This window comes from Pseudomonas sp. KBN10P06128 (genome assembly GCF_037574945.1).
Taxonomy (GTDB): Bacteria; Pseudomonadota; Gammaproteobacteria; order Pseudomonadales; family Pseudomonadaceae; genus Pseudomonas; species Pseudomonas aeruginosa.
The window spans coordinates 4,767,050-4,787,519 of sequence record NZ_JBBELR010000001.1 but is presented as its reverse complement, the minus strand read 5'-3'; the positions used below and the strand labels follow the sequence as shown (position 1 = coordinate 4,787,519).

Annotated in this window: 20 protein-coding genes and 2 tRNA genes; 10 read left to right on the top strand and 12 right to left on the bottom strand. The window is 65.4% G+C overall.

Annotation, left to right across the window (positions count from 1 at the left end):
- Nucleotides 1-41: 41 nt before the first annotated feature.
- Nucleotides 42-2,207, top strand: coding sequence for a TonB-dependent receptor family protein (locus tag VQ065_RS22420; RefSeq protein WP_003091606.1), 2,166 nt, complete (start codon nt 42-44; stop codon nt 2,205-2,207).
- 174 nt (nt 2,208-2,381) lie between these two features.
- Nucleotides 2,382-4,256 carry an MFS transporter gene (locus VQ065_RS22415; RefSeq protein WP_003091605.1) on the top strand — a complete coding sequence of 625 codons (1,875 nt, stop codon included), beginning with the start codon at nt 2,382-2,384 and terminating at the stop codon, nt 4,254-4,256.
- A 60-nt stretch (nt 4,257-4,316) separates the two neighbouring features.
- On the opposite strand, the gene VQ065_RS22410 is transcribed toward VQ065_RS22415, so the two are convergent.
- The 4 genes from VQ065_RS22410 to rdgC all read right to left on the bottom strand — a co-directional run bounded on the left by VQ065_RS22410 (nt 4,317) and on the right by rdgC (nt 7,137).
- Nucleotides 4,317-4,526 carry a cold-shock protein gene (locus tag VQ065_RS22410; RefSeq protein WP_003091604.1) on the bottom strand — a complete coding sequence of 70 codons (210 nt, stop codon included), beginning with the start codon at nt 4,524-4,526 and terminating at the stop codon, nt 4,317-4,319.
- Between the two features lie 214 nt (nt 4,527-4,740).
- Nucleotides 4,741-5,055 (bottom strand): quaternary ammonium compound efflux SMR transporter SugE, encoded by a 315-nt coding sequence (gene sugE / locus VQ065_RS22405; protein WP_003091603.1) that lies wholly within the window; start codon nt 5,053-5,055, stop codon nt 4,741-4,743.
- A 139-nt stretch (nt 5,056-5,194) separates the two neighbouring features.
- Nucleotides 5,195-6,130 carry a bile acid:sodium symporter family protein gene (locus VQ065_RS22400; RefSeq protein ID WP_003091602.1) on the bottom strand — a complete coding sequence of 312 codons (936 nt, stop codon included), beginning with the start codon at nt 6,128-6,130 and terminating at the stop codon, nt 5,195-5,197.
- Between the two features lie 86 nt (nt 6,131-6,216).
- Nucleotides 6,217-7,137: a recombination-associated protein RdgC gene (gene rdgC, locus VQ065_RS22395; RefSeq protein WP_003091601.1), complete on the bottom strand. Its 921-nt coding sequence runs from the start codon at nt 7,135-7,137 to the stop codon at nt 6,217-6,219.
- Nucleotides 7,138-7,301: 164 nt separating this feature from the next.
- Here rdgC and VQ065_RS22390 point away from each other — a divergent pair.
- From VQ065_RS22390 to VQ065_RS22375, 4 genes are all read left to right on the top strand, one after another.
- Nucleotides 7,302-7,377: transfer RNA gene (locus VQ065_RS22390), tRNA-Val, on the top strand.
- Nucleotides 7,378-7,393: 16 nt separating this feature from the next.
- Nucleotides 7,394-7,470: transfer RNA gene (locus VQ065_RS22385), tRNA-Asp, on the top strand.
- A 256-nt stretch (nt 7,471-7,726) separates the two neighbouring features.
- Complete coding sequence (locus VQ065_RS22380; RefSeq protein WP_003091600.1) at nt 7,727-8,488, top strand: FKBP-type peptidyl-prolyl cis-trans isomerase; 762 nt, start codon at nt 7,727-7,729, stop codon at nt 8,486-8,488.
- Between the two features lie 369 nt (nt 8,489-8,857).
- Nucleotides 8,858-9,289, top strand: a complete 432-nt coding sequence (locus tag VQ065_RS22375) for a YkvA family protein (RefSeq protein WP_003091599.1) — start codon at nt 8,858-8,860, stop codon at nt 9,287-9,289.
- Here the strand turns inward: VQ065_RS22375 and VQ065_RS22370 are convergent.
- Nucleotides 9,277-10,023, bottom strand: coding sequence for a substrate-binding periplasmic protein (locus tag VQ065_RS22370; RefSeq protein ID WP_003091598.1), 747 nt, complete (start codon nt 10,021-10,023; stop codon nt 9,277-9,279). The genes VQ065_RS22375 and VQ065_RS22370 overlap by 13 nt on opposite strands.
- A 103-nt stretch (nt 10,024-10,126) precedes the next feature.
- On the opposite strand from VQ065_RS22370, the gene VQ065_RS22365 reads away from it, so the two are divergent.
- From VQ065_RS22365 to VQ065_RS22355, 3 genes are read left to right on the top strand one after another with little or no spacing between them, the layout of a single operon-like run.
- The gene (locus tag VQ065_RS22365) at nt 10,127-10,438 is read left to right on the top strand and encodes a helix-turn-helix domain-containing protein (RefSeq protein WP_003091597.1); all 312 of its coding nucleotides are present in this window, start codon (nt 10,127-10,129) and stop codon (nt 10,436-10,438) included.
- Nucleotides 10,439-10,440: 2 nt separating this feature from the next.
- Complete coding sequence (locus VQ065_RS22360; RefSeq protein WP_003114793.1) at nt 10,441-10,806, top strand: hypothetical protein; 366 nt, start codon at nt 10,441-10,443, stop codon at nt 10,804-10,806.
- Nucleotides 10,796-11,275, top strand: a complete 480-nt coding sequence (locus tag VQ065_RS22355) for a tetratricopeptide repeat protein (protein WP_003091595.1) — start codon at nt 10,796-10,798, stop codon at nt 11,273-11,275. The genes VQ065_RS22360 and VQ065_RS22355 overlap by 11 nt, the downstream gene beginning before the upstream one ends.
- Before the next feature lie 13 nt (nt 11,276-11,288).
- Here the strand turns inward: VQ065_RS22355 and VQ065_RS22350 are convergent, their stop codons facing one another.
- Both VQ065_RS22350 and VQ065_RS22345 read right to left on the bottom strand, forming a co-directional pair.
- Entirely contained in the window at nt 11,289-13,037 is a 1,749-nt protein-coding gene (locus tag VQ065_RS22350; RefSeq protein ID WP_003091594.1) for a bifunctional diguanylate cyclase/phosphodiesterase, read from the bottom strand.
- A gap of 95 nt (nt 13,038-13,132) precedes the next feature.
- Nucleotides 13,133-15,229 (bottom strand): carboxy terminal-processing peptidase, encoded by a 2,097-nt coding sequence (locus tag VQ065_RS22345; protein WP_003091593.1) that lies wholly within the window; start codon nt 15,227-15,229, stop codon nt 13,133-13,135.
- Nucleotides 15,230-15,358: 129 nt separating this feature from the next.
- Here VQ065_RS22345 and VQ065_RS22340 point away from each other — a divergent pair, with 129 nt between their 5' ends.
- Nucleotides 15,359-16,321 carry an NAD(P)H-quinone oxidoreductase gene (locus VQ065_RS22340; RefSeq protein WP_003091592.1) on the top strand — a complete coding sequence of 321 codons (963 nt, stop codon included), beginning with the start codon at nt 15,359-15,361 and terminating at the stop codon, nt 16,319-16,321.
- Between the two features lie 66 nt (nt 16,322-16,387).
- On the opposite strand, the gene VQ065_RS22335 is transcribed toward VQ065_RS22340, so the two are convergent.
- From VQ065_RS22335 to VQ065_RS22315, 5 genes are read right to left on the bottom strand one after another with little or no spacing between them, the layout of a single operon-like run.
- Nucleotides 16,388-17,038 carry an HAD family hydrolase gene (locus tag VQ065_RS22335; RefSeq protein WP_003091591.1) on the bottom strand — a complete coding sequence of 217 codons (651 nt, stop codon included), beginning with the start codon at nt 17,036-17,038 and terminating at the stop codon, nt 16,388-16,390.
- A complete protein-coding gene (locus VQ065_RS22330) occupies nt 17,038-18,033 on the bottom strand; it encodes an ABC transporter ATP-binding protein (protein ID WP_003091590.1) in 996 nt (331 codons plus the stop codon). The genes VQ065_RS22335 and VQ065_RS22330 overlap by 1 nt, the downstream gene beginning before the upstream one ends.
- 2 nt (nt 18,034-18,035) lie before the next feature.
- Nucleotides 18,036-18,833, bottom strand: coding sequence for an ABC transporter permease (locus tag VQ065_RS22325; protein ID WP_003091589.1), 798 nt, complete (start codon nt 18,831-18,833; stop codon nt 18,036-18,038).
- Nucleotides 18,820-19,659: an ABC transporter permease gene (locus tag VQ065_RS22320; RefSeq protein WP_003091588.1), complete on the bottom strand. Its 840-nt coding sequence runs from the start codon at nt 19,657-19,659 to the stop codon at nt 18,820-18,822. The genes VQ065_RS22325 and VQ065_RS22320 overlap by 14 nt, the downstream gene beginning before the upstream one ends.
- The gene (locus VQ065_RS22315; RefSeq protein WP_003091587.1) at nt 19,656-20,465 is read right to left on the bottom strand and encodes an alkaline phosphatase family protein; all 810 of its coding nucleotides are present in this window, start codon (nt 20,463-20,465) and stop codon (nt 19,656-19,658) included. The genes VQ065_RS22320 and VQ065_RS22315 overlap by 4 nt, the downstream gene beginning before the upstream one ends.
- Between the last annotated feature and the right edge of the window lie 5 nt (nt 20,466-20,470).

The window sequence follows — 20,470 nt, the reverse complement described above, 5'->3', positions numbered from 1 at the left end:
TTTTGCGCCCCACTTTTTCCTGCGTCCCTGGGGGAGCCTCGATGTCGTCCGTGAGTTCGTTGTCGCGCCTGGCCGTCGCCATCGCGCTGGGTGTGTCCATGCAGGCGGCGCAGGCCGAAGAGGAAGCCAAGGAGCTGGGCACGGTCACCGTGGTCGGCGACTGGCTGGGCGAAGCCGACCAGGCGGTGGTGCAGAACCATCCCGGCGCGCGCAGCGTGGTGCGTCGTCGGGAAATGCTCGAGAGCGGTGCGCAGAACGTCCGCGACGTGCTGCGCAAGGTGCCCGGCGTGCAAGTGCAGGACAACAACGGTACCGGCGGCAGCGACATCTCCCTGAACGTCGGGGTGCGTGGCCTGACTTCACGCCTGTCGCCGCGCTCGACGGTGATGATCGACGGCGTGCCGGCGGCGGTGGCGCCCTACGGCCAGCCGCAGCTGTCGATGATGCCGCTGTCCATCGGCAACCTGGAGAGCATCGACGTCGTGCGCGGCGCCGGCTCGGTGCGCTACGGCCCGCAGAACGTCGGCGGGGTGATCAACTTCGTGACCCGGGCGATTCCGGAGAAGTTCTCCGGCGAAATCGGCACCACCATCGAGCATGCCGGCCACGGCGGCTGGAAGAAGCTCAACCAGGCGTTCCTCGGCGGGACCGCCGACAACGGCCTGGGCGTGGCGCTGCTGTATTCCGGGGTGAAGGGCGCCGACTACCGCGACGGCAACAACGACAACGATATCGATGACGTGCTGCTCAAGACCCATTGGCAGCTCACCGACAGCGACCAGTTGGCGGCCAACTTCCACTACTACGACGCCTACGCCGATATGCCGGGCGGCCTGACCCAGGCGCAGTACGACGACGATCCCTTCCAGTCGGTGCGCGACTGGGACAACTTCCGTGGTCGGCGCAAGGACTTCTCGCTGAAGTACACCCGCCAGGTCGACGACCTCACCCAGTTCGAGGTGCTCACCTACTACAGCGACAGTTTCCGCGGCAGCAGCATCGCCGCGCGCAACCTCAGGACCATCACCTCGTACCCGCGCGACTACCATGTGTTCGCGGTGGAGCCGCGGGTCTCGCGGATCTTCTTCGCCGGCCCGACCACCCAGGAGATCGGCATCGGCTACCGCTACCTGAAGGAAGCGATGAACGAGCGCGCCAGCCAACTGGCCCTGGTCGACAATGTGCCGACCGTGCGTCCCGGCTCGGACGGCCATACCTACCAGGACCGTACCGGCGGTACCGAGGCCAGCGCCTTCTACATCGACGACAAGATCGATGTCGGCAACTGGACCATCACTCCCGGCATCCGCTTCGAGAAGATCGACAGCGACTGGCGCGACCGCCCGGTGCTCGGCCTGAACGGCAAGCCGGTGCAGGAGAAGAAGCGCAGCAAGGACTACAACGAACCGCTGCCGGCGCTGAGCCTGATGTATCACTTGAGCGACGAGTGGAAGCTGTTCGCCAACTACTCCGAATCGTTCGGCAGCCTGCAGTATTTCCAGCTCGGCCAGGGCGGCAGCGGCAACGATACCGCCGCCGGCCTGGAGCCGGAGAAGGCCAAGACCTACGAACTGGGCACGCGCTACGACAACGGCAGCTGGGGCGGCGAGATCACGCTGTTCTACATCGACTTCGACGACGAGCTGCAGTACGTCAGCAACGACGTCGGCTGGACCAACCTCGGCGCCACCAAGCACCAGGGCATCGAGACTTCCGGCCACTATGACTTCGCCGCTCTCGATCCGCGCCTGGACGGCCTGTCGGTCTACGGCAGCCTCACCTATACCCGCGCCACCTACGAAGGCGACATTCCCTCCTTCAAGGGGCGCGACCTGCCGCTCTACTCGCGCCAGGTGGCCACCGCCGGGGTGCGCTACGAGGTCGACCGCTGGACCTACAACCTCGACGCCTTCGCCCAGTCCATGCAGCGCGCGCCAGGGCTGAGCACCGACAGCCAGGGCAACTTCACCCACAACTACATCACCGAGCCCAGCGCCGACGGCCAGTACGGCGACATTCCCGGCTACGTGACCTGGAATGCCCGCGTCGGCTACGACTTCGGCCCGCAGGCGTCGAACCTGAAGCTCGGCCTCGGGGTGAAGAACCTGTTCGACAAGCAGTATTTCACCCGCTCCAGCGACAACAATTCGGGAATCTACGTGGGTCAGCCGCGAACGCTGTTCATGCAGGCCAGCGTCGGTTTCTGAATATTCGGATGCGACTTGGCGCATCGTCCGACGACAGGCGTCCTGCGGCAACGCGGACGCCTGTTCTATGATGGGCGCGGAATTTCCATCGGAACGCTGTGGCCTGATCCGCGGTCCATGCAGTCCAATCGATGACGGGCTTCCTTTCGGCGGCCACGCAAGGTAACAAGGACGATGACCCAACATTCGCAATTCGCCCTGCTGGGCAAGCGGCGTTTCCTGCCGTTCTTCATCACCCAGCTGCTCGGCGCCTTCAACGACAACATCTTCAAGCAGTCGCTGATCCTCGCCATCCTCTATCACCTCAGCGTCAGCGGCGACCGCAGTCTGCTGGTCAACCTCTGCGCGCTGCTGTTCATCCTGCCGTTCTTCCTGTTCTCGGCACTGGGCGGACAGTTCGGCGAGAAGTACAACAAGGACGCGCTGATGCGCGCGCTGAAGCTGGCCGAGGTGGGCATCATGCTGGTCGGCGCTGCCGGCTTCGTCTTCGGCAGCCTGCCGCTGATGTTCGTCGCGCTGTTCGCCATGGGCACCCACTCGGCGCTATTTGGCCCGGTGAAGTATTCGATCCTGCCCCAGCACCTGCACGAGGACGAACTGGTCGGCGGCAACGCGCTGGTGGAGATGGGCACCTTCCTGGCGATCCTGGCCGGCACCATCGGCGCCGGCGTGCTGATGTCCCATGCGCATTACGCGGCGGCGGTGGCCACCGCGGTGGTGCTGGTGGCCGCCTGCGGCTACCTGGCCAGCCGCGGCATTCCGCGAGCGGCGGCGGCGCTGCCGGGGTTGAAGCTCGACTGGAACATCTTCGCCCAGTCCTGGAGCATCCTCCGCCTGGGGCTCGGCCAGCGCCCGGCGGTCTCGCGCTCGCTGGTGGGCAACTCCTGGTTCTGGTTCCTCGGCGCGGTCTACCTGACGCAGATCCCGACCTTCGCCAAGGAATGGCTGCACGGCGACGAAAGCGTGGTGACCCTGATCCTCACCGTGTTCTCGGTGGGCATCGCGCTGGGCTCGATGCTGTGCGAGAAGCTTTCCGGTCGCAAGGTGGAGATCGGCCTGGTGCCGTTCGGCTCGATCGGCCTGACCGTCTTCGGCATCCTCCTCTGGTGGCACGCCGGCGGCATTCCCCCAGGCGAGGCGCCCTACGACTGGCTGGCGGTGCTGCGCCACCATGAGACCTGGGCGGTGCTGGCCGACATCCTGTTCATCGGCATTTTCGGCGGCTTCTACATCGTACCGCTGTACGCCCTGATCCAGGCGCGCACCGACGAAGACAAGCGGGCTCGGGTGATCGCCGCCAACAACATCCTCAACGCCCTGTTCATGGTCGCCGCGGCGCTGGTCTCGATCCTCTTCCTCAGCGTCGCCAAGCTGTCGATCCCGCAGCTGTTTCTCGCTCTGTCGCTGATGAACGTCGCGGTGAACGTGTACATCTTCAAGATCGTCCCGGAATTCACCATGCGCTTCCTGGTCTGGCTGCTCAGCCACACCATGTACCGGGTCCGGCATGTGAATCTGGAGGCGATCCCGGACGAGGGAGCGGCGGTGCTGGTGTGCAACCACGTCTCGTACGTGGACGCGCTGCTGATCGCCGGCTCGATCCGGCGGCCGGTGCGCTTCGTCATGTACTACAGGATCTTCTCGCTGCCGGTGCTCAACTTCGTCTTCCGCACCGCCGGCGCGGTGCCCATAGCGGCGCGCCACGAGGACGAAGGGATCTACGAACGAGCCTTCCAGCGCATCGCCGACTACCTGAGGGACGGGGAGCTGGTGTGCATCTTCCCTGAGGGCAAGCTGACCGCCGACGGCGAGATGAATGAGTTCCGCGCCGGGATCGAGCGGATCATCGAGGAAACCCCGGTTCCGGTGATCCCCATGGCGCTGCAGGGCCTGTGGGGCAGCTTCTTCAGCCGCGACCCGAACAAGGGCTTCTTCCGCCGCCTGTGGTCGCGGGTAAGCCTGGTGGCCGGCGAATCGGTGGCGCCGGGGGCGGTGGAGCGCCTCGACCTGCAGGCGCGGGTGACGAGCTTGCGCGGCGAAGCTCGTTGATCGATCCGCAGAAACGAAAAAGCCCCGGCGATGCCGGGGCTTTTTTTGGCGAACTACAAGTTAGATAACTTGTACTTCGTCGGCTTGCAGGCCTTTCTGGCCGTTGACGACCACGAAGGAAACCTTCTGGCCTTCCTGCAGGCTCTTGAAGCCGGTGCCCTGGATGGAACGGAAGTGAACGAACAGGTCGTTACCGCTTTCCGGGGTGATGAAGCCGAAGCCTTTGGCGTCGTTGAACCATTTTACGGTGCCGTTCTGACGATTCGACATGGTGTAACTCCTGAAACAAAGTTGATTGCGGCGACGGGAATATCCGAGCCGGTAGGTACTGAGTTGCAAAGAGTACGAGGAGCCGAGGCGATGAGCGGACCGAGATCTACCACACCAGGTCACGATTCACTGTGACCCAAGCAAGCACAGTGGTCGCAGAGTACGCGATAAAACTGCGGAAAGCGATACCCCTCGGAGCATATTCGATGGATGTCTAATGGCTCAGCTTGAGGCCGACCAGTCCGCAGACGATCAGCGCGACGCTGGCCAGGCGCAGCAATGCCATGGATTCGCCGAACAGGACGATCCCGGCGATTACCGTGCCGACCGCGCCGACCCCGGTCCAGACGGCATAGGCGGTGCCCAGCGGCAGGTGCTTCATGGCCAGGCCGAGCAGGCCCAGGCTGACCAGCATGGCGAGCGCCGTGAGGACCGTGGGAAGCGGCTTGCTGAAGCCTTCGGTGTATTTCAGACCAACGGCCCAGCCCACTTCGAACAGGCCGGCGAAAAACAGGATGATCCAGGACATGGCGATCTCCAGGGCAACGGGTGGCGGGGCCGTCCCCATTCGGTCACCGGCCGGAGGCGGGTGGTGAGGTCGTCCTCACTGCGTGCGGTATTTTGCATGGTTCATCGGTCGGGACAAGGCTTCCCGACCGGGATCCAGCTCAACGCGGCATATCTTCCATGCGCCGGAACAGGGCGGCCAGCAGCGAACCGGAGAGATTGTGCCAGACGCTGAACAGCGCGCTGGGCACCGCTGCCAGGGGCGAGAAGTGGGCGTTGGCCAGCGCCGCGCCGAGCCCCGAGTTCTGCATGCCGACTTCGATGGCCAGGGCCTTGCGCTGCGCCAGCGGCATGCCGGTCAGCTTGCCGGTGAGATAGCCGAGCGACAGGCCGAAGCCGTTGTGCAGCATCACCACGGCCATGATCAGCAGGCCGGACTCGGCGATCCGCGCCTGGCTGGCGGCCACCACCGCGGCGATGATCACCACGATGCTGAATACCGAGACCAGCGGCAGCACCTCCGCCACCTGCCGGGTGCGCTCGCCGAGCAGGCGCTGTGCCAGCAGGCCGAGGGCGATGGGCACCAGCACCACCTGGAGGATCGACAGGAACATCGCCGCGAACGACACCGGCAGCCAAGCCGAGGCCAGCAGCCAGACCAGCGCCGGCGTGACCAGCGGGGCAAGCAGGGTGGTCACCGAGGTGATCGCCACCGACAGGGCGACATCGCCACGGGACAGCCAGGTCATCACGTTGGAAGCGGTGCCGCCGGGGCAGCAGCCGACCAGGATCACGCCCACCGCGATCTCCGCCGGCAACTGCAACAGGCGGCAGAGCAGCCAGGCCAGGCCGGGCATGATGACGAACTGGGCCAGCACGCCGATCAGCACCCGTATGGGGTGCCGGGCGACCTCGCGGAAGTCTTCGGCCTTGAGCGTCAGGCCCATGCCGAACATCACCAGGCCGAGCAGCGGCGCGATGGCGACGGTGAGCGGGAGGAACCAGGCCGGCTGGAAGAAGGCGAGGATGGCGAACAGCAGGACCCAGAACGGGAAGCTGGCGCTGACGAAACGGCTCAGGGCGGTCAGGGCACGCATGGGCTTTCCTTGTTATTGGACGGCCGCCAGTCTGCCATGCCGGGCGCGACTCTCCCAGCGGCGGGCGCCGCCGGGAGAGCGGGGCGTCAGACGCCCTGGGGGATTTCTTCGCCGCCGAGGGCCTCGAAGAGCGCCGGAAGGAATTCGGCGAAGGTCAGCATCATCAGGGTGAAGCTGGCATCGAGCTGGCCGAGGGCGTCTTCGCCGCCGTCCTTTTCCGCCTGCTCCTGCAGCAGGTCTTCGAAGCGCAGGCGCTTGACCGCCAGCTTGTCGTCGAGGACGAAGGACAGCTTGTCCGACCAGGCCAGGGACAACTGGGTGACCAGCTTGCCGGCGGTGAGATGCAGCTGGATTTCCTCGCTGGTCAGGTCCTGGCGCTTGCAACGGACCACGCCGCCGTCCTCGTGGGTGTCGCGCAGTTCGCATTCGTCGAGCACGTGGAAGTCGCCGGCGGCTTCCTGGGTCTTGACCCAGTCGGTGAGGGTCGCGGTCGGCGCGACCTTCACGCTCAGCGGGCGTACCGGCAGGGAGCCGAGCGCTTCGCGCAGCGTCGAGAGCAGGTCTTCGGCCTTCTTCGCGCTGGCCGAGTCGACCAGGATCAGGCCGAGGCTCGGCGCGATCGCGGCGAAGGTGCTGGAGCGGCGGATGAAGGCGCGCGGCAGCAGGGTCTGGACGATCTCGTCCTTCAACTGGTCGCGTTCCTTCTTGTAGACCTTGCGCATCTGCTGGGCTTCGATCTCGTCGACCTTTTCCTTCAGTGCGTCACGCACGACGCTGCCCGGCAGGATGCGTTCTTCCTTGCGTGCCGAGATCAGGAAGAAGTCCTGGCTGACGTGTACCAGCGGTGCGTCCGGGCCTTTGCCGAACGGCGCGGTGAAGCCGTAGGTGGTCAGCTCCTGGCTGGCGCAGGGGCGGGCGGGTTTTTCGCCGAGGGCTTTCTCGAGGGAATCGGCATCCAGTTGCAGATCCTGGGTGAGGCGGTAGACGAGCAGATTGCGGAACCACATGGGGTCGTTCTCTCCGGGCACAAAGGACCCATTATTCCGCCGCTGGCGGCTCAGGCCAACCCCGGTCCGTCGCTAACTCCTTGGAACGGCAGAAAATTTTTTTCATCGAGGGGCTTGCCAGGGGCCGAATCGCTCCGTAGAATGCGCCCCACTTCGAGAGTGAAGGGTGATTAGCTCAGCTGGGAGAGCATCTGCCTTACAAGCAGAGGGTCGGCGGTTCGATCCCGTCATCACCCACCAATCTCGCAAGTTACGCGCAGCGGTAGTTCAGTCGGTTAGAATACCGGCCTGTCACGCCGGGGGTCGCGGGTTCGAGTCCCGTCCGCTGCGCCATTTCCTTCCTTCGCTGTATCTCTTGCGCTTCCTTCCCGCTTCATAATTCGACGTTTTTCGACGCTTCCTTTCCGCTGTTCTTCTGTCCTCGTTCCGCGCGTTCGTTCTGCTATCTCCTTCATTTTTCGGAAAGTTCGGCCTTGAACTTATCCGCGCGCACCTGTTCCTATTGCCCATAGCCACTGGTCGCGACAGCCTGCTAAGCTCGCGGCTTCATCGAATATGCCCGAGCGGCGAACAGATTAAAGGACTCAGCATGAAACAACATCGGTTGGCAGCAGCGATCGCACTGGTCGGTCTGGTTCTCTCCGGCTGCGATTCGCAGACCAACGTTGAGTTGAAGACCCCGGCGCAGAAAGCTTCCTATGGTATCGGCCTGAACATGGGCAAGAGCCTGTCCCAGGAAGGCATGGACGACCTGGATTCGAAAGCCGTCGCCAAGGGCATCGAAGACGCCCTCGGCAAGAAGAAGCAGCAGCTCACCGATGAAGAGCTGACCGAAGCCTTCGCCTTCCTGCAGAAACGTGCCGAGGAGCGCATGGCCGCCATCGGCGACGAAAACGCCAAGGCCGGCAAGAAGTTCCTCGAGGAAAACGGCAAGCGCGACGGCGTGACCACCACCGCTTCCGGCCTCCAGTACGAAATCGTGAAGAAGGCCGATGGCCCGCAACCGAAGGCCACCGACGTGGTGACCGTCCACTACGAAGGCCGCCTGACCGATGGCACCGTCTTCGACAGCTCCATCGAGCGTGGCAGCCCGATCGACCTGCCGGTCAGCGGCGTGATCCCGGGTTGGGTCGAAGCCCTGCAACTGATGCATGTCGGCGAGAAGATCAAGCTGTACATCCCCAGCGAGCTGGCCTACGGCGCGCAGAGCCCGAGCCCGGCGATCCCGGCCAACTCGGTACTGGTCTTCGACATGGAACTGCTCGGCATCAAGGATCCGTCCAAGCCGGACGCGGAGCCCGAGGCCGGTGCCGCAGCGCAGCCCGAAGCCAAGGCGGACGCGAAGAAGTAATTCTTCCGCCGCGATGCATGAAACGCCCCGTCCATGACGGGGCGTTTTCATTTGCGGATTCGGCTGAACCCAGGCGCTGCCGCGAGGGTCTGAAAACAGGTCGAGGGCACGGCCGGTGTTACCCTTATGCACACATTTGTCGCACGTCGACCCGACCTACGGTATTGACCTCGGGTTGTCCGTTGCGCTAGGTCAAACCCTTGATTTTCAATGCTTTTAGAGCATTGTCTAAAAAGTGTCCGATCTGTCGGAAAGCCTGTAGCGACGGGCTTCTCGCCGACGGAAGGGGGGGCTGTTCACAAGGTTATCCACAGTATGCGTGGATAACCCGGAGAGCCTCGGCGGCAAGCGCTTGAGCGAGGTGGAAGGATGGATGCACCACGAGGATTCAGTCGTTACCTGGGGATCGCGGAACGTTTCCTGGCCCGTGGCCGGGTGCCCGCCTTGTTGATTGCGGTAGCACGCAAGCGCTCGCGCCTGAAGCTGGTGAAGAGCGACCTGCGCCTGCTGCAGGAACTGCTGGTGGCCTGGGTTCGCGGCGAATACCGCGGACTCAGCCGCCAGGCGTTGCTCTCGGTGATCGCGGCGCTGGCCTATTTCCTTTCGCCGGTGGATATCGTCCCCGACTTCATCTTCGGTGTCGGCCTGCTCGACGATCTCGCCGTCCTGGCCTGGGTAGTGCGTCGCTGGCAGTCCGAGCTGGATGCCTTCAAGGTCTGGCGCGACGCCCAGGCCGTCGAGACGCAGCAGGCGCTGCGAGAGCTGCCGGCTCCCAGGGCGGAGCGCGTTCAGGGTTCCTGAGGGGTTCGCAGGCTGTTTTCCAGCAGGCGCTCGATGCTGCCGTCCCTGACCATCTCGTCGAGCACCCGGTCCATACTTTCGACGGGGACCGGCAGTTGTCCGCCATAGATGCAGTGCATCCGATAGCTCTGCAGTACCAGCGGACTGACGCTCAGGCCCAGCTCGGGATGCTGGCGCGTCAGGTAGAGCAGCGGGCGGCGCATGTCCACTGCGGCGTCCAGGCGCGAACGCTTGAGCATCTGCACGCGACTGGCCAGGTCGCGGGTATCTTCGCGGCGAATTTCCCCGGCAGCGAAGGCCTGCATGAGATCGTCCGCGTAGACATAGCCTAGACTTGTACCCAGGGTCTTGCCGCGCAGCTCGGCGAAGTCGCGGATCGCCGGACGGTCGTCGCGCTGCAGCAGGACGTCCTGCTCTTCGAAGAGGGCGGGAGACCAATGGTAGCGTTCGGGTTTGCTATCCCATCCGGGGTTGGAGTTGCAGATCACGTGAATATGTCCGCTGGCCATGAAGCCGTCGATCCTTCGGTTCGGCGTTTCCACGAAACGCAGCGACAATCCCAGCCGCTGCGCGACCCGCTCCCCCAACTGGCGGGTGAAGCCGCCTTGCAGCTGGTGATCGACGATGTCCACGTAGGGCATGCCGTCGGCGGGGCTGAAGCCCCAGCGCAGCTCGCCGGCGAAGGCCTGTCCGACTCCCAGCAGGATGCACAAACCAAGACTTCTCCGGCGCACCCGTGGGCTCCTCCACCAGGCAGACTGTGTGACCAGGGCAGCAGTATAGCCAGTCCGCAGCGGCGCGGTGCCTGATAAGATGGCGGCTTGCAAGGAGACCGACATGAATGTCCAAGTGATCACGCGAGACGGCGAGGCGGAATACGCGGTGTTGCCCTGGGCCGAATACCAGGCGTTGCTGGCCGCCGCCGGTCGCCCGGCCGCCAGTGTCGCGGTGGAGACGACCGCGCCGGCGGTGCCATCCGCGAGCCTGCTGGAGCGCCGCGAGGCGCGCGGCCTGAGCCTGGAACAGGTGGCCCGGGAGGTCGGTATCAGTCCTTCCTACATGGCGATGATCGAACGCGGCGAACGCGAGGCCAGCGAGGCCATCCTGTTCGCCCTGGAGCGTGTGCTGGGCAAAGCGACGGGGGCCTGACCTTGAGTGTGCTGATCAGCCGTAAACACTGGGATAGCCTGCTGCTGGAAATCGAGGATGCGCGTCGCCAGCGTCATCTGCTCACCTACCGGGCGCTGATCGAGCGCCTGCAGCTGCCGACTCCGGCGATGACCACCCTCACTGCGGCTCTCGAGCACCTGGCATCGCTGGATGCGCGCTCGGGGCGTCCGTTGCGCAGTTCGCTGGTCATCAGCCAGGGCGCAAGCCGCTTGCCACGCACCGGTTTCTTCGAGTGCGTGGAGCGCCTCGGGCGTTTTTCCGGTCCGCCGGACGGCCCGGCCGCGGCTGGCTGGCATGCGGCGGAAGTGGTCCGTGTCTTCGAATTCGAGTATCCCGATGAACTCTGAATGGATCTGGCGCCTGCGCGCCCGCCTCGGTTACGGCGTGGCCCGGCAGTTGCTGGGCTGGCCCTGGCTGGTCAAGCAGCCGCGAGCCTGGCAGTGGATGCAGGGGCAGTTCTCGCGCATGGCCAACCTCGGACACCGTGACGCCCAGGCGTTCTACGGTCACCTGCTGCTGTTCCGTGGACAGGGCTTCGGCGCGCGCGAGGAGGGACTGCGCCTGCTGCGCCTGGCTGCCAGCGCGGGTGATGGGAAAGCGGCCTACCAGCTCGGCGTGCAGGCGCTCAAGGGCGACAGCCGGCAAGCGCCCGACGCGCTGGCAGCCAGCCGCCACTGGGCGCAAGCGGCAGAGGCGGGCCACCCGCTGGCGGCGCGCAAGCTGGCGGAACTCTACCGCGATGGAGGCCCGGGCCTGGCGCCGGACAGCGAGCGCGCCGAGCACTATGCGCAACGGGCGTCCGCGCTCGGTCTCTAGCTGAACGAACGGTTCAGGCGGCCTCGATCAGGTGCAGGCTGTAGCCTGGCACCGCCTTGGCCTGGCGCTTGGCCTCGGAGGCCAGCGTCGCCAGGTGCGCGGCATCCATTCCCTGGCAGGCTTCGGCCGGTAGATGCACCACGCCGACGGATAATGACAGCAGCGGGTACTCCTCGCGCTGGCCATGGCGGTTGTGCGCAACGAAACAGCCGGCTTCCAGGTGCTCGCGGCTGTAGAAGCGCCGGCATTGGCTCTGGAAGGTTTCCAGCAACCGGTCGATCCGTGTGCGCCAGTCCTCGGGGCCGAGCACCAGCATGAAGTCGTCGCCGCCGATGTGGCCGACGAAGTCGCTGCCCGGGTCGATCCGTTCGCTCAGGCACTGTGCCAGGCACAGCAGGACCTCGTCGCCGCGGGCGTAGCCGTAGAGATCGTTGAAGGGTTTGAAGCTGTCGATGTCGATGTAGCAGATCACCGCCTCGCGCCTTTGTTGCAGCAGGCGTTCGAGGCATTGCTGGATCGGCACGTTGCCGGGAAGCAAGGTGAGCGGATTGGCGTGTCGCGCCTGCTGGAGCTTTTCCTCGGTGATCAGCCTGAGCACGTCGATCACCCGGCCCATGCCCGCATAGTGCCCGCCGCGGGTGACGATGAAATCTTCCTCGATACGCTGGCGTGCGCGGCTGGTCAGCAGGCGGCTGACCTGCTGCAGGGTCTGGCCGAGTTCCACGGCGAGAAAATCGTCGCTCATCAGGCGGCTGATCGGCTTGCGCAGGAACAGGTCGCAGGCGAAGGGCCGGAGCAAGGCGTCGGTGAGCGCGTGGCGATGGACGATGCCGATGGGACGCCCCTCTTCGTCGAGGATCGCCAGGGAGTTCAGGTTGGCCTGGCGGCGGAAGATTTCCACCACTTCCTGGGTCGAGGTGCGAACGTCGACCGCGCGCTGTTCCAGCAGCAGCGCACGCAGGTCGCTGTGCTCGTCGCTGGAAGACTGGCTGGGGGCGCCAGCGCTGGGCAGCATCTGTTGTACGTCGCTCGCCGGGTGTTCCTGCGGGCGGCCGAACAGATAGCCTTGCACCAGGTCGACCCCCATCTCGCTAAGCACCGCCAGTTCCTCGGGCAGTTCGATGCCTTCGGCGATGACCTGGGCGCGAGAGGCTCGGGCCATCTTCAGGATGGAGCCGACGAACTCGCGTTTCACGGTGTCCAGGTGGATGCCGTCGACGAAGTGGCGGTCGATCTTCACGTAGTCCGGACGCAGTTCCGACCACAGGCGCAGGCTGGAGTAGCCAGCGCCGAGGTCGTCGAGGGCGATGGAGAAGCCCATGGCGCGATAGTGGTGCAGCGCGGTGTCGAGCAGGTCGAAGTCGTCGATGGGGGTCTGTTCGGTCAGTTCGATCACCACCCGGTTCGGCGAGATCCCCAGCTGTTGCAGCAATTGCAGGGTGCGGCCGGGCGGATGGCCGGCTTCGAGGAGGGACTCCGGAGAGACGTTGAGGAACAGCTTGGCGTCGCCCTGGATGTCGCGGAAGCGGCTGAAGGCGCGTTGTCGGCAGAGCAGTTCCAGTTCGCTCAGCCGTCCGCATTGGCGGGCCACGGCGAACAACGCCAGGGGCGAGTGCAGCGGGCTGTTGGACGGACCGCGGGTCAGCGCTTCGTAGCCGACCAGACGCCGTTCGGAAAGCGAGAGGATGGGCTGGAACAGGCAGTGCAGGTCGCCGTGGGCCAGGATGCTGTCCAGGGCGCTCAACTGCTCGGTGACGGTCATGGAACGCTCTCGTCGCAATGAAAAAGGGCCGGTTGTGCAACCGGCCCCGTATTTCACGACAGTCCCATGACTGTTTTATGACGCTCCCGCTGAACTCAGTGCTTGGCCACCGCCGAGTTGAGGTTCAGGTAGTCCAGCAGGATGTGCCCGGACTCGGTGAGGTAGGCGTCGTCCTGCGGCTTGGTCTTGTCGTCCTCTTCCGGCAGGGCGTTCTCGTCCTCGCGCTTGAGTTCCTTCAGCGGCTCCTGGCCCTTGGACTTGCGCAGGGCGTTCTCCATGGCCAACTGGCGGTTCTCGATGCTGGTCTGCTGGGCGCGGCGCTTGGCCTCGTTCAGGCTGACGGTCTTCTCCTTCATCAGCTCCTGGGCCAGCGCCAGGCGCTCGCGGGCGTAGACGAAGTCGGCGTTGTTCTCGGTGCGCGCGTCGTGCTGGGCCTTGAGTTGCGCGAGGAACGGCTTGAACGGGTTGGCCTCGTCCTTCACCACCGGGCGGATGGTGTCCCAGGGCATCGAGTCGGGCAGGGCGCTTTCGCCGATTTCCTTGTCGTCGACGATGGACGGGTAGCTGATGTCCGGGATCACGCCCTGGTGCTGGGTGCTCTGCCCGGAGACACGGTAGAACTTCGCCAGGGTCAGCTTCAGTTCGCCGTGGTTGAGCGGCTGGATGGTCTGCACGGTGCCCTTGCCGAAGGTCTGTCCACCGAGGATCAGCGCGCGGTGGTAGTCCTGCATGGCGCCGGCGAAGATCTCCGAGGCGGAGGCCGAGAGACGGTTGACCAGCACCGCCAGCGGGCCGGTATAGAAGGCCTTGCCTTCGTCGTCGTTGAGCACGTCGACGCGGCCGTCGCTGTTGCGCACCAGCACGGTCGGGCCCTGGTCGATGAACAGGCCGGTCAGCTCGGTGGCTTCCTGCAGGGAGCCGCCGCCGTTGTTGCGCAGGTCGAGGACGATGCCGTCGACCTTGTCCTTCTGCAATTCGGCGACCAGCTTCTTCACGTCGCGGGTGGTGCTCTTGTAGTTCGGGTCGCCGGCGCGGTAGGCCTTGAAGTCCAGGTAGAAGGCCGGCAGGTCGATCACGCCGAGCTTGTAGCTGCGGCCTTCGTGGTCGACCTTGATGATGGATTTCTTCGCCGCCTGGTCCTCCAGCTTCACCGCCTCGCGGGTGATGGCGACGATCTTGCTGGTCTGGTCGTTCGGCGCGTTGCTCGCCGGAATCACTTCCAGGCGTACCTGGGAGCCTTTCGGCCCACGGATCAGCTTGACCACTTCATCCAGGCGCCAGCCGACCACGTCGACCATTTCGCCCTTGCCCTGGGCGACGCCGATGATCTTGTCGGAGGTGGCGATCTGCTTGCTCTTCGCCGCCGGGCCGGCCGGCACCAGGCGTACGACCTTGACGTAGTCGTTGTCGCTCTGCAGCACCGCGCCGATGCCTTCCAGCGAGAGGCTCATGTTGATGTCGAAGTTTTCCGCGTTGTCCGGCGACAGGTACTGGGTGTGCGGATCGTAGGACTGGGCGAAGGCGTTGATGTAGGCCTGGAAGATGTCTTCGCTGCGGGTCTGCTTCAGGCGCGACAGCTGGTTCTTGTAGCGCTTGGTGAGCTGTTCCTGGATCGCCTTGTCGTCCTTGCCGGTGATCTTCAGGCGCAGGACCTCGTCCTTCACCTTCTTGCGCCAGAGGTCGTCGAGCTCTGCGGTGTCCTTCGCCCAGGGGGCCTTCTCGCGGTCGATCAGCAGGCTCTCGTCGACGCTGAAGTCGATCTTGTCGACGCCCTTGTCGAGCATCGCCAGGGCGTAGTCGAGACGGCCTTTCAGGCGGTCGAGGTGACGCTTGTAGATGACGAAGCCGGGATCGAGATCGCCGCTCTTGAGGAAGTCGTCGAACCTGTTGCGCCAGCGATCGAACTCGGCGATGTCGCCGGCGGTGAAGTACATCCGCGCCGGATCGAGCATCTTCAGGTAGCTGTCGTAGATCTTGGCCGAGCGTTCATCGTTCAGCGGCGGCTTGTTGTAGTGGTGCCGCTTGAGCAGCTCCACCACGTTGAGGCTGGCGATGACCTGCTCGCGGTCCGGCTGCAGGCTGTCCCAGGAATTCTGGGCGCTGCCGACGGAGACGGCGGTCGAGGCGAACAGCGGCAGCGAACTGGCGCCGAGGAGGAGCAACAGGGCGGTACGGGGCAGAAAACGCTTCATGCTGATTCGACTGATCGCGGAGTAATGACGCATATTAGGCCTTATTAGCCGGCGCCGGGTTCCCTTGGCGCAATGCAAAAAGCCCGACTCTGGGTGATCGGGCCGTGACAACCCCACTATGGAGGCAGCGTGAACGCATTGCAAGGTATCGAAGGTCGTGTCGAGTGGTCGGAAATCGCCGCCCCGTCCTGCGGTCAGGGCGAAATCCGCATCCGCGTGGCGGCCGCCGGACTCAACCGCGCCGACCTGTTGCAGAAGGCCGGGCTCTACCCGCCGCCACCCGGCGCCAGCCCGGCGCTGGGGCTCGAGTGTGCGGGTGTGGTCAGCGAGGTGGGCGCGGGCAGCACCTGGCAGGTCGGCGACCGGGTCTGCGCGCTGCTCGCCGGCGGCGGCATGGCCGAGGAAGTGGTGGTGGACGCGCGCCACGTACTGCCGGTCCCGGCAGGGCTGAGCCTGGCGGAGGCGGCGGGGATTCCGGAGGTCTACGCCACGGCCTGGCTGAACCTGTTCCAACTGGCGGCGTTGCAGCCCGGCGAGAAAGTGCTGCTGCACGCCGGCGCCAGCGGCGTCGGTTCGGCCGGCATCCAACTGTGCAAGGCGTTCGGCAACCCCTGCTGGGTCAGCGTCGGTTCTGCCGAACGCCTGGCCTACTGCGAATCCCTGGGCGCCGCCGGTGGCGCGCTGCGCAAGCAGAGCCTGGAATCGCTGCGCGATTTCGCCCCGTTCGACGTGATCCTCGACCCGGTCGGTGCCCGCTATGCCGGGTTGAACCTGGAGCTGCTGCGGAGCGACGGGCGCTGGGTGATCATCGGCCTGATGGGCGGCCGCGAGGCGCAACTGGACCTGGCACAACTGCTAGGCAAGCGTATCCAGTTGACCGGCTCGACCCTGCGTACCCGCGATACCGAGTTCAAGGCGCAGTTGATCGCCGAGCTGGGGTTGAAGGTCTGGCCATTGTTCTCCGCCGGGAAACTCCGTGCGCAGCTGGAGCGAACCTTCCCGATCGGCGACGCCGAGGCGGCGTTCGAGGCGCTGGCGAGCAACCAGGTGCAGGGCAAGGTCGTGCTGGTGGTGGACCCATCGCTGGCCTGAGGAGCCGCTTCGGCACCGTCGAGGCGATGGAAAGCGCGATCCGCTCGCGCTTTCGCGGCGAGCCTGTCAGCGCCAGGCGTTGACCGGCCAGCCCATTTCCTTGGCGTAGGCGAGCAGGGTTGGGTCCGGATTGACCGTGTTCGGATGGCCGACCAGCTTCAGCAGCGGCAGGTCGTTGCGCGAGTCCGAATAGAACCAGGCGTCGGCCAGTTGGCGATCGTCTCCTTCCAGCAGGTCGAGCAGACGCAATACCTTGCCTTCGCGATAGGTGAGGGTGCCGAGGGTGCGGCCGGTGTAGTGTCCGTCGAGCACTTCGAGATCGATGGCGAGGACTTCGTCGACGCCGATCCGCGCCGCGATCGGCTTGACCAGGTGCACCCCGGATGCGGAGACGATCAGCACCCGGTCGTTGGCGCTGCGGTGGCGCGCCAGGCAGGCGCAGGCGTCGCTGTAGATCAGCGGCTCGATGACCTCCTCGACGTAGGCCTCCACTTCCCGCTCGACTTCCTCGACGCTGCGACCGATCAGCGGTTGCAGGGTGTAGTCCATGTACAGGTCCATGGACAGCTTGCCTTCGGCGTACTGCTCCATCAGTTCGGCGTCGCGGCGGACGAAGGATTCGTCGACCCAGCCGAGACTCGCCATGCGCTGGCTCCACAGGCTGGAGCAGTCGCCGTGGATCATGGTCTCGTCCAGGTCGAAGATCACCAGGCTCATCAAGCTACCTCTCGAATACTGTTGCGATCGATGACCAGCGTCAGCTGACTGCCGGCCGGATACAGGCGGTCTGCGCTGCGGTTGAGGACGTCGACGGTGAGTTCCACCCCGGCGGCCTCGACGCGGTAACGGATCACGTTGCCGAGCAGACTGTGCGAGCGTACCAGCGCCGGCACGCCTTCGCTCGGTTCGTTGCCCAGGCGCAGGGATTCCGGGCGGATCGCCACCTGGTGCGCGCAGGGCTGGCCGAGCAGGCGGCTGGCCTGTTCGGCGTCGAGCAGGTTGTAGTTGCCGATGAAGCCGGCGGCGAAGGCGTTTTCCGGCGCGGTGTAGAGGGTCTCCGCGTCGCCGCTCTGGACGATGCGTCCGGCGTTCATCAGGACGATGCGGTCGGACAGGGTCAGCGCTTCTTCCTGATCATGGGTGACGAACACCGTGGTCAGCCCCAGCTCCTGCTGGATGCGGCGGATCTGTTCGCGCAGGTGCTTGCGGATGCGCGCGTCGAGGGCCGACAGCGGCTCGTCGAGCAGCAGCAGGCGCGGGCGCGTCACCAGCGAGCGGGCCAGCGCCACCCGCTGGCACTGGCCGCCGGAGAGCTGGTGCGGGTAGCGTGCGGCGTACTCGCCCAGTTCCACCAGTTCGATGGCTTCGGCGACCCGCTGCTTCAGTTCCGCCGCCGGCACCTTCTGCATGCGCAGGCCGAAGGCGACGTTCTGTTGCACGGTCATGTTGGGGAACAGCGCGTAGCTCTGGAACACCATGGCGATCCCGCGCTTCTGCGGCGGCAAAGGCACCACATCCTCGCCGTCGATGAGGATGCGCCCGCTGTCGACCTCGGTCAGCCCGGCGATGCAACGCAGCAGGGTGGACTTGCCGCAGCCGCTGGGGCCGAGCAGGGTGACGAACTCGCCGCGGGCGGCAGCGAAGTCGATATCGCGGAAGATGCTGGTGGCACCGTAGCTCTTGTCGAGCTGTTCGACGCTGACGAACGACATGATCAGGCCTTGTCCTTGTTCAGTCGGTTGGCCGCCCAGGTCAGGACCAGGACGAACACGAAGTAGGAGACCACCACTGCGCTGGTGTAGTGGCCGCTGCTGTTGCGCATGTTGTTGAGGAACACCTGCAGGGTCTCGTAGCGGGTACCGACCAGCAGGTTGGCGAAGACGAATTCGCCGATGAGGAAGGAGAACGACAGCAGCAGGGCCACCATCACGCCCTTGCGCAGGTTCGGCAGCACGACCAGCAGCGCCGCCTTCCAGGTGCTGGCGCCGAGCAGGTGGGCGGCGTCCATCAGGTCGCGCAGGTTGATCGCCTGCAGGTTGTTGGTGATCGCCCGGTACATGAACGGCAGGGCGATGGTGAAGTAGCAGCCGACCAGCACCCAGGGCGTGCCGATCATTTCCAGCGGCCCGCTGGCATAGAGTTGCAGCAGGCCCACCGAGGAGACGATCGGCGGCACCGCGAAGGGCAGCAGGATGAGCACGTTCATCACGCCGTCCAGGCGCGGGAAGTGGTAGTGGATGACGAACATCAGCGGCAGGATCAGCAACACGCTGAACGCCAGGGCGCCGAAGCAGACCAGCAGCGAGCGGGCGAAGGCCAGCAGGAAGCGCTGGTCGCTCCACAGCGTCAGGTACCACTTCAGGGTCAGGCCGTCCGGCAGCAGGGTCGCCGACCACTGGGTGGCCAGCGAGTAGAGCAGGGTCGCCGCCAGCGGCAGGACCAGGATCAGGAACAGCGCGCAGACCACCAGGCGATGGTAGAGCGCGGCAGGACGTCGATCAGCGCGCGACATGGTAGCTCCTGCGCAGCAGCCATTGGTGGACCAGGGTGATCAGGGTCATCAGGCCGACCAGCACCATGGCCAGGGCGCTGGCCATGTTCGGGTCGGGGAACACGTCGCCGGCGACCAGCGCGCCGATGCGGATCGGGATCACGTTGAAGTTGCCGGTGGTCAGCGAGTACACCGTGGCGTAGGCGCCGAGGGCATTGGCCAGGAGGATGACGAAGGTGCCCAGCAGTGCCGGGGTCAGCACCGGGATGCCGATGTGTCGCCAGTACTGCCAGCCGTTGGCGCCGAGCAGCGCGGCGGACTCGCGCCAGTCCTCGCGCAGGGCGTCGAAGGCCGGGTAGAGCAGCATCACCCCGAGGGGGATCTGGAAATAGGTGTAGAGGATTATCAGGCCGGTCTTCGAGTAGAGATTGAAGTCGTCGATCCAGCCGGCCTGCTTGAGCAACAGGGTCAGCGCGCCGTTGAAGCCGAGCAGGATGATGAAGGCGAACGCCAGCGGTACCCCGGCGAAGTTGCTGGTCATGTTGGAGAAGGCCATGACGAAGTCGCGCAGGCGGCTGTCGACGTGGCGCAGCGAATGGCTGCCGAGCACCGCGATGAGCAGGCCGAGCAGGCTCGACCAGCCGGCGATCTCCAGGCTATGGCGGATCGCCTGGCGGTAGAAGGGCGAGCCGAACAGCTCGAGGTAGTTGGCCAGGCTCCAGGCATCGCTGGCCTTCAGGCTGTTCAGCGCGACCCAGGCCAGCGGCGCTATCTGGAAAATCACGAAGAACGCCGCGAAGGGCAGCAGGAACAGCAGCGCCAGCCATTTGCCGGAGAGTCGTTTCATGGGGCGAGCAGCTCCCGGCAGACGGGTTTGTCGTGGGCGGCGCCGAGGATTTCGCAGAGCGTGCCGCAGAGGTCGGTCTGCAGCGGTTGCGCCAGGTCGTCGCGGCTGAAGGCGTCGCCGAAGACGAACAGCGGCACCTCGCGCTCCTCCTCGAGGATGCCGCCGTGGCTGCGGTCCTCGTTCATTCCGTGATCGGCGGTGATCGCCACCTGGTAGCCGGTCGCCAGCCACTGGTGCAGGTATTCCGACAGCAGCGCGTCGGCGCGCCGCGCGGCGTTGCGGTAGGCGGGGCTGGCGAGGCCGTGCCTGTGCCCGGCGTCGTCGATGTTCATCGAGTGGACCAGCATGAAGTTCGGTGCGTGCCGGCGGCGCAGGCTTTCCGCATCGGCGAACAGGTGCGAGTCCGGATAGTGGTCGTTCCAGTAGAAGTGTCCGCGCTGGATCGGCAGTGCGCTGTCGTCGGTGTGGCGGTCGCGGGCCGGGTCGAACGGCGCGCGGTTGTACAGTTCGCTGACCCAGTGGTAGGCCGCTGCCGCGGTACTCAGGCCGGCCGCGCGGGCATAGTGGAACAGGCTCTGTTCCTGGCTCAGGCGGACCACGTCGTTGTGCAGGATGCCGCTATCGATCGGCGGCACTCCGGTGAGGATGCATTCGTAGAGCGGTCGGGACAGCGAAGGCAACTCGCATTCCAGGCGGTACGACTGGCCGCGGCCGGCGCCGCAGAGGGCCTGGAGATGCCCCATGCAGTCGCGGGCGACGCTGTGGTTGAGGCCGTCCAGCAGGACGAGGATGACGTCGTGGCGCATTCGGG